Annotated in this window: 1 protein-coding gene; it reads right to left on the bottom strand. The window is 75.3% G+C overall.

Annotated elements, in window-relative coordinates:
• A partial coding sequence (locus GH736_RS24130; protein WP_235934672.1) for an alpha/beta fold hydrolase occupies positions 1–488 on the bottom strand: 488 nt, incomplete at its 3' end.
• Between the last annotated feature and the right edge of the window lie 82 nt (positions 489–570).

Below are 570 nucleotides of genomic sequence, written 5' to 3'. Positions count from 1 at the left end.
TCGTCGCGGAGCAGCAGCGCCCGCGCCTCGTCGAGGTCCCAGGTGGCGAAGAGCTCGGTCGGCCCCGCTCCACCGATGACGACGCGCCGCACCCGCTCGGGCGCGAGCTCGGTGAGCGCCGACACGACGCGGTTGCCCATGGAGTAGCCGACGACGTCCACGTCGCCCGCTCCGACCGAGTCGAGCACGGCGAGCAGGTCGCCGCCGAGCCGCTCGGGCGCGTAGGCATCGGCCTCGACCGGCTTGTCGCTGTCGCCGTGGCCGCGGAGGTCGACGGTGATCACGCCGCGATGCTCGTCGAGGAGCGCCCGCACCCAGCCGGTGCCCTCCCACGTGACGGCCGCGTTCGACGCGAACCCGTGCACGAGCAGCACCGGGGGCAGTCGCTCGTCGGCCTCGGCCGCGCCGTGCACCCGGTAGGCGATGAGCACTCCGTCAGCGCTCTCGGCGTGCAGCGTCGGCAGGTCGCCGGCGACCGGCTGCCTCACGCGCGAGCCTCATTCCCGGTGTCGCCGTCGCCCTCGCCGCGGTAGGCCTGGGACCCGGCGTCGACCCCGGCATCGGCCTGGG

This window comes from Agromyces humi (genome assembly GCF_009720255.1).
GTDB lineage: Bacteria > Actinomycetota > Actinomycetes > Actinomycetales > Microbacteriaceae > Agromyces > Agromyces humi.
Note: the sequence above shows the minus strand (reverse complement) of the source record. Positions and strands in the feature narration are given on the sequence as shown.